An 8,406-nucleotide genomic window follows, 5' to 3' on the forward strand; every position below is an offset into this window, starting at 1 on the left:
CATTACCTCCGGTTGACCTGCTACTGCCAGATTACAACATGGTTATCGACGTTCAGGGACCTTCCCATTACGTGGGTGGTGATTTCAAAACCAGGAATGGCCCGACTTTGTTGAAAATCGCCCTGCTTAAAAAATCAGGATTTGAGCTTATTGAAATACCGGTGAAAAAGCTTGATAACCAGGATTCAATGAAAACAGTTATTGAGCAAATAAAGACAAAGTTAGCCATCCCGCCAGAGGCCCGTGGTCCTGTGTCACCTGACAGCAGCGAGTGTGCGGCAAGTGAGGCATATTTTACTGCCGATGAAGGAGGGCAATGTTCCGATGACTGTTATGTTACCGCCGAAGAATATTTGGAAGAGCAAACAGAAAAACCAAAAAAGAGAAAAAGGAAGAGAAAAAAGCCGGTAAAAACTAATGCCTGTTGATGCCGTAGAGTAGTCTACATTTTATATTTTCCATGAATTAATGAAATATAATTATGGACAAAGGTGGTGCTGGTATAAGTTGGAAATGCACAACATCAAGTAATGATTATAATCAGCCGGATGATCATACCGGTGCTTCCGGGAGTGGGCGATACAGGTATGGCACAGTCAGTCGGGCAAATACGCCACTCCCCTATATCCCGGAGCGTCATGAATTTTATCGTGCTTCTGACGCCTGTTCTGCTAACCATCCAACAAGACATTCAGTAAAACCTGTTCATTATTTTAATACTCTCATTACACAAGAAAGAATGGATTACCTGGTGAGTATATCTGCTCATTATGGTGCTCGCTATGATGGTAAAAAACACAGTCAATTTGCCACTTTAATCAAGCAATACACTTCAGCGTCAAGACGACCTTTACATCACAGTGAACAACGCCAACTGATAGCATTGTTGCACAATTTTAAAGCTACCGCCGGATGGACCTGGCGAAGCCTGACGACAACGCTTCATTCATTTACTTCAGCGGGTGTTTTTACCTCTCATAAATCCATGAATGAGGGAAGTAAGGAAGCTCAGGCAGCTTTATTGTCAACTTTACTTGATGCACTAATACTTAAATGCAACCAAAAACCTGAAATCAGGGATATTGATGCGCAAGGTACCGCCAACCTGCTGTGGGCCCTGGCGAAACTGGTGGACAACGGGCTGGAGTTGGAAAAGACACCCAAGCTCAAAGAGGTTGTGGCTGCACTGTTGCCCCGGGTGAAAACCAAAGCCGAATCAAAAGAGGAGAAAGACCACTTTATCCCTCAGCACATCTCCAACCTGCTGTGGGCCGTGGCGAAATTGGTAGACAACGGGCTGGAGCTGGAGAAAACACCAAAGCTCAAAGGTGCTGTAGCCGCGCTGTTGCCCCACGTGACAACCAAAGCCGAATCAAAAGAAGAGAAAGACCACTTCAAGGCACAGGAAGTCGTCAACCTGCTGTGGGCCCTGGCAAAACTGGTGGACAACGGTCTGGAGCTGGAGAATTCAGCGAAGCTCAAAGAGGCCGTGGCCGCGCTGTTGCCCCGGGTAAAAACCAAAGCCGAATCAAAGGCAGGGAAAGACCACTTTAATGCACAGCACATCGCCAACCTGTTGTGGGCCGTGGCGAAATTGGTGGACAACGGACTGGAGTTTAAGACACCGAAGCTCAAAGAGGCCTTGGTTGCTCTGCTGCCCGGGGTGAAAACCAAAGCTGAATCAACAGAAGAGAAAGACCACTTCAAGCCACAGGAAGTCACCAACCTGCTGTGGGCCCTGGCGAAACTGGTGGACAATGGGCTGAAACTGAAGAACATACCGAAGCTCAAAGAGGTTATGGCCGCGCTGTATCCCCAGATAAAAGGCAAAGCCGAATCAAAAGAAGAGAAAGACCACTTCAAGCCACAGCACCTCGCCAACTTGCTGTGGGCCGTGGCGAAACTGGTGGACAACGGGCTGGAACTGGAGAAGACACCGAAGCTCAAAGAGGCCTTGGCCGCGCTGCTGCCCCGGGTGAAAACCAAAGCTGAATCAACAGAAGAGAAAGACCTCTTTATTCCTCAGCATATCGCCAATCTGCTGTGGGCCCTGGCGAAACTGGTGGACAACGGGCTGGAGCTGGAGAATACAGCGAAGCTCAACGAGGCCGTGACCGCGCTGTTGCCCCATGTGAAAACCAAAGCGGAATTAACAGAAGAAAAAGACCACTTCAAGCCACAGGAAGTCACCAACCTGCTGTGGGCCCTGGCGAAACTGGTAGACAATGGGCTGGAGCTGAGGAAGACATCGAAGCTCAAAGAATCCGTGACCGCGCTGTTGCCCCATGTGAAAACCAAAGCCGAATCAACAGCAGAGAAAGACCACTTCAAGCCACAGGAAGTCGCCAACCTGCTGTGGGCCTTGGCGAAACTGGTGGACAATGGGTTGGAGCTGGAGACGACAGTAACGCTCAAAGAGGCCGTGGCCGCGCTGCTGCTCCATGTAAAAACCAAAGCCGAATCAAAAGAAGAGAAAGACCACTTTATTCCTCAGCAGATCACCAACCTGTTGTGGACCGTGGTGGCACTGTTGGAAAATGGGTTGGATCTGGAGAAGACACCGAAGCTAAAAGAAGCCCTGGCCGCGCTTTTGCAGCATGTGCAAGCCAAAGCCAAATCAAAAGAAAAGAAACACCACTTCAAGCCACAGGAGGTCACCAAACTGGTGTGGTCCATGGCAAAACTGGGTGAGGCCATTGAACTGAACCTGGTTAAATCTATGTTCGACTCTCTTGTCAACAGAATCAGTGAAAACCCTCGGCTCTCTCAGCAAGATGTATCAATGGCTCTCTGGGGAGTCATGGTATTCAGTGCCAGGTATTATCTGTACTTCGGTGACGATAATAAAAACGCCCTTGAAAAGCACATAGATGAACTGTTTTCTCGCCTGGAAAGTCCATCCCCGTGCAATACAGAGTTTCCATTCATCACTGCCATGGCTGCAAGTTGGCTTGGGAGGCCGTGTCCAGTGGAGCCCCATTACCGGACAATCATTTCCCAATCTCAATCCATCTTACGCGATCAGCTCCAGTCAAGCCTTCCGTCTTTGAAGATTAAGGAAGAGCAGAGTCTGAACTCATTACCTCCGGTTGACCTGCAACTGCCAGATTACAACACGGTGATTGACGTTCAGGGACCTTTTCATTACGTGAGTGGTGATTTCAAAACCAGGAATGGTTCGACTTTATTGAAAGTCGCTCTGCTGAAAAGATTAGGATTTGAGGTTATTGAAATACCGGTGGACAAGCTTTGGCAACAGGATTCAATGAAAAGAGTTATTGAGCAGATAAAGGCAAAGTTGGCCGTCTCGCCAGAGGCCCATGGCTCGGTGTCACTTAGCAGCGGCGAGTGGGTGGCAGACGAGGCATATTTTACTGCTGATGAGGGAGGGCAATTTTCGGATGACTGTTATTTTACCGCTGAAGAATATTTAGAAGAGCAAATAAATAAACCCAAAAAGAGAAAAAGGAAGAGAAAAAAGCCCGTAAAAACTGCTTCCCGGTGACGCCGTAGAGTAGTCTACATTTTATATTTACCATGAATTAATGAAATATAATTATGGACAAGAGCGGTGCTGGTATAAGTTGGACATGCACAACATCAGGTAATGATTATAATCAATCGGATGACCATACCGGTGTTTCAGGGAGTGGGCGATACAGGTATGGCACAGTGAGGCGGACGAATACTCCACTCCCCTATATCCCGGAGCGTCATGAATTTTATTCTGATTCTGATGCCTGCTCTGCTAACCATCCACCGAGACATTCAATAAAACCTGTTCAGGATTTTAATGCTCTCATCACACAAGAAAGAATGGATTACCTGATGAGGATATCTACTCATTATGGTGATCGCTATAGTGGGAAAAAACACAGTCAATTTGCCACTTTAATCAAACAATACACTTCAGCGTCAAGGCGACCTTTGAATCATAGTGAACAAAGCCAACTGATACCATTGTTGCACGGTTTTAAAGCTACCGCCGGATGGGCCTGGCGAAGTCTGACGACAACGTTTCATTCATTTACTTCAGCGGGTGTCTTTACCCCTCATAAATACATGAATGAGGGAAGTAAGGAAACTCAGGCAGCTTTATTGTCAACTTTACTTGATGCAGTAATACTTAAGTGCAACCAAAAACCTGAAGCCTGGGATATCGATGCACAAGGTACCGCCAACCTGCTGTGGGCCCTGGCGAAACTTGTGGACAACGGGCTGGAACTGGAGAAGACACCGAAGCTCAAAGAGGCCGTGGCCGCGCTGTTGACCCGGGTGAAAACCAAAGCCGAATCAAAAGAAGAGAAAGACCACTTTATTCCTCAGAATATCTCCAACCTGCTGTGGGCTGTGGCAAAATTGGTAGACAAAGGGCTGGAGCTGGAGAAAACACCGAAGCTTAAAGAGGCTGTAGCCGCGCTGTTGCCCAATGTGAAAACCAAAGCCGAATCAAAAGAAGAGAAAGACCACTTCAAGCCACAGGAAGTCTCCAACCTGCTGTGGGCCCTGGCGAAACTGGTGGACAATGGGCTGAAGCTGAAGAAGCTACCGAAGCTCAAAGAGGTTATGGCCGCGCTGTTTTCCCAGGTAAAAAACAAAGCCGAATCAAAAGAAGAGAAAGACCACTTCAAGCCACAGCACCTCGCCAACTTGCTGTGGGCCGTGGCGAAAATGGTGGACAACGGGCTGGAACTGGAGAAGACACCGAAGCTCAAAGAGGCCTTGGTCGCGCTGCTGCCCCGGGTGAAAACCAAAGCTGAATCAACAGAAGAGAAAGACCTCTTTATTCCTCAGCATATCGCCAATCTGCTGTGGGCCTTGGCGAAACTGGTGGACAACGGGCTGGAGCTGGAGAAAACAGTGAAGCTTAACGAGGCCGTGACCGCGCTGTTGTCCCATGTGAAAACCAAAGTCGAATCAACAAAAGAGAAAGACCACTTCAAGCCACAGGAAGTCGCCAACCTGCTGTGGGCCGTGGCGAAACTGGTGGATAATGGGCTGGAGCTGGAGAAGATGCCGAAGCTCAAAGAGGTTATGGCCGCGCTGTTGCCCCAGGTGAAAAGCAAAGCCGAATCAAAAGAAGAGAAAGACCACTTCAACCCGCAGGAAGTCGCCAGCCTGCTGTGGGCCGTGGCGAAACTGGTGGACAACGGGCTGGAACTGGAGAAGATACCGAAGCTTAAAGAGGCCGTGGCTGCGCTGCTGCCCCGGGTGAAAACCAAAGCTGAATCAAAAGAAGAGAAAGACCGCTCTCAGCATATCGCTAACCTGCTGTGGGCCGTGGCGAAACTTGTGGACAACGGGCTGGAGCTGGAGAAGACACCGAATCTCAACGAGGCCTTGAACGCGCTGTTGCCCCGGGTGAAAACCAAAGCCGAATCAAAAGAAGAGAAAGACCAGTTCAAGCCACAGCACGTCGCCAACCTGCTGTGGGCCTTGGCGAAATTGGTGGACAACGGGCTGGAGAAGACAGTAAAGCTCAAAGAGGCCGTGGCCGCGCTGCTGGTTCATGTGAAAACCAAAGCCGAATCAAAAGACGAGAAAGACCAATTCAACACTCAAGCTGCCGCCAACCTGCTTTGGGCTGTGGCGAAACTGGTGGACAAAGGGCTGGAGCTGGAGAAGACAGCGAAGCTCAAAGAGACCCTGGCCGCGCTGTTGTACCAAGTGGCAACCAAAGCCGAACCAAAAGAAGAGAAAGATCGCTTTACTCCTCAGCATATCGCCAACCTGCTGTGGGCTGTGGCGAAACTGGGTGAGGCCATTGAGTTAAACCTGGTTAAATTTACGGTCGATTCTCTTGTCGACAGAATCAGTAAAAACCCTCAACTCTCTCAGCAAGATATATCGATGTCTCTCTGGGGAGTCATGGTATTCTGTGCCAGGTTTTATCTGTGCTTCGGTAGAAATAATAAAAACCCGCTTGAAAAGCACATAGGTGAACTATTTTCTCGCCTGGGAAATACATCCCCGGACAATATAGAGGCTCAAACCGTCATTGCCATGGCCGCCAGTTGGCTTGGGCGACCGTGTCCGGTGGTCCCCTATTACCAGACAATTATTTCACAATCTCAATCCACCTTCCGCGAGCAACTCCAATCGAGCCTTCCGTCTTTGAAGATTGAAGAAGAAAAGAGTCTGAACTCACTACCTCCGGTTGACCTGCTACTGCCAGATTACAACACGGTTATCGACGTTCAGGGACCTTCTCATTACGCGAGTGGTGATTTAAAAATCAGGAATGGTGCGACTTTGCTGAAAATCGCCCTGCTGAAAAAATCAGGATTTGAGGTCATTGAAATCCCGGTGAACAAGCTTGATCACCAGGATTCAATGAAAATAGTTATTGAGCAAATAAAGGCAAAGTTAGCCGTCCTGCCAGAGGCTCATGGCTCGGTGTCACTTAGCAGCGGCGAGTGGGTGGCAGACGAGGCATATTTTACTGCTGATGAGGGAGGGCAATTTTCGGATGACTGTTATTTTACCGCTGAAGAATATTTAGAAGAGCAAATAAATAAACCCAAAAAGAGAAAAAGGAAGAGAAAAAAGCCCGTAAAAACTGCTTCCCGGTGACGCCGTAGAGTAGTCTACATTTTATATTTCCCATGAATTAATGAAATATATTGATGGACAGAGGCGGTGCTGGTATCAGTTGGCAATGCACAACATCAGGTAATGATTATAAACAACCGGATGATCATACCGGTGCTTCCGGGAGTGGGCGATACAGGTATGGCACAGTGAGGCGGACGAATACTCCACTCCCCTATATCCCGGAGCGTCATGAATTTTATCCTGCCTCTGACGCCTGCTCTGCTAACCATCCACCAAGACATTCAATAAAACCTGTTCAGGATTTTAACGCTCTCATCACACCAGCAAAAATGGATGACCTGATGAGGGTATCTACTCATTATGGTGATCGCTATAACGGGAAAAAACACAGTCAATTTGCCTGTTCAATCAAACAATACACATCAAGGTCAAAAAGACCATTAAATCACAGTGAACAACGCCAACTGATACCATTGTTGCACGATTTTAAAGCTACCGCCGGGTGGCCTTGGCGAAGCCTGACGACGACGCTTCATTCATTTACATCAGCGGGTGTTTTTACCCCACATAAGTACATGAATGAGAGAAGTAAGGAGGCTCAGGCAGCTTTATTGTCAACGTTACTTGATGCAGTAATAGTTAAGTGCAACCAAAAACCTGACGCCAGGGGTATGGATGCCCAAGGTACCGCCAATCTGCTGTGGGCCCTGGCAAAAATGGTTGGCAACGGGCTTGAGCTGGAGACGACACCGAAGCTCAAAGAAGCCGTCGCCACGCTGTTGCCCCATGTGAAAACCAAAGCCGAATCAACAGAAGAGAAAGACCACTTTAATCCACAGGAAGTCACCAATCTGCTATGGGCCGTGGCGAAACTGGTGGACAACGGGCTGGAACTGGAAAAGATGGCAACGCTCAAAGAGACCGTGGTCGCGCTGTTGTCCCATGTGAAAACCAAAGCCGAATCAAAAGAAGGGAAATATCACTTCAACACTCAAGGCACTGCCAACCTGCTGTGGGCCATGGCAAAAATGGTGGACAATGAGCTGGAGAAAACACCGAAGCTCAACGAGGCGGTAGCCGCGCTGTTGCCCCTTGTAAAAACCAAAGCTGAATCAAAAGAAGAGAAAGACCACTTCAAGCCACAGGAAGTCGCCAATCTGCTGTGGGCCGTGGCGAAACTGGTGGACAATGGGCTGGAGAAGACAGCGAAGCTCAAAGAGACTGTGGCCGCGCTGCTGCCCCATCTGAACACCATAGCCGAATCACAACAAGAGAAAGACCGCTTTATTCCTCAGCATATCGCCAATCTGCTGTGGGCTGTGGCGAAACTGGTCGAAAACGGGCTGGAGCTGGAGAAGGCACCAAAGCTCAAAGAGGCCGTCGACACGTTGTTGCCCTATGTGAAAACGATGGCCGAATCAAAAGAAGAGAGAGACCACTTCAAGCCACAGGAAGTGGCCAATCTACTGTGGGCCATGGCAAAACTGGTGGATAATGGTCTGGAGCTGGAGAAGACACCGAAGCTTAAAGAGGCCGTGGCCGTGCTGTTGCTCCAGGTGAAAACCAGAGTCGAATCAAAAGAAGAGAAAGACCACTTCAACACTCAAGGTATCGCTAACCTGCTGTGGGTTGTGGCGAAACTGGTCGAAAACGGGCTGGAGCTGGAGAAGGCACCAAAGCTCAAAGAGGCCGTCGACACGTTGTTGCCCTATGTGAAAACGATGGCCGAATCAAAAGAAGAGAAAGGCCACTTTATTCCTCAGCATATTGCCAACATGGTGTGGGCCGTGGCGAAACTGGTGGACAACGGGCTGGCACTGGAGACGACACCGAAGCTCAAAGAGGCCATGG

At 48.9% G+C, this 8,406-nt stretch carries 4 protein-coding genes; all 4 read left to right on the forward strand.

Annotated elements, in window-relative coordinates; genetic code table 11:
* Nucleotides 1-428: RAP domain-containing protein (locus J7439_RS24525; RefSeq protein WP_209204682.1), on the forward strand; the 428-nt coding region annotated here is incomplete at its 5' end.
* Between the two features lie 53 nt (nt 429-481).
* On the forward strand, nt 482-3,505 hold the full coding sequence (locus tag J7439_RS24530; protein WP_209204683.1) for an RAP domain-containing protein: 3,024 nt from the start codon (nt 482-484) through the stop codon (nt 3,503-3,505).
* Nucleotides 3,506-3,558: 53 nt separating this feature from the next.
* Nucleotides 3,559-6,573, forward strand: coding sequence for a DUF1601 domain-containing protein (locus tag J7439_RS24535; protein WP_209204684.1), 3,015 nt, complete (start codon nt 3,559-3,561; stop codon nt 6,571-6,573).
* Between the two features lie 53 nt (nt 6,574-6,626).
* Nucleotides 6,627-8,406 (forward strand): DUF1601 domain-containing protein (locus tag J7439_RS24540; RefSeq protein ID WP_209204685.1); only part of this gene is annotated, 1,780 nt, incomplete at its 3' end.

Source organism: Salinisphaera sp. G21_0, from assembly GCF_017744115.1.
In the GTDB taxonomy this organism is placed as follows: domain Bacteria; phylum Pseudomonadota; class Gammaproteobacteria; order Pseudomonadales; family Endozoicomonadaceae; genus Endozoicomonas.

Bases quoted from the DNA above. Each gene is read 5' to 3' on its own strand.
- J7439_RS24530 (WP_209204683.1), top strand. From the start codon at position 482: ATGGACAAAGGTGGTGCTGGTATAAGTTGGAAATGCACAACATCAAGT.
- J7439_RS24535 (WP_209204684.1), top strand. From the start codon at position 3,559: ATGGACAAGAGCGGTGCTGGTATAAGTTGGACATGCACAACATCAGGT.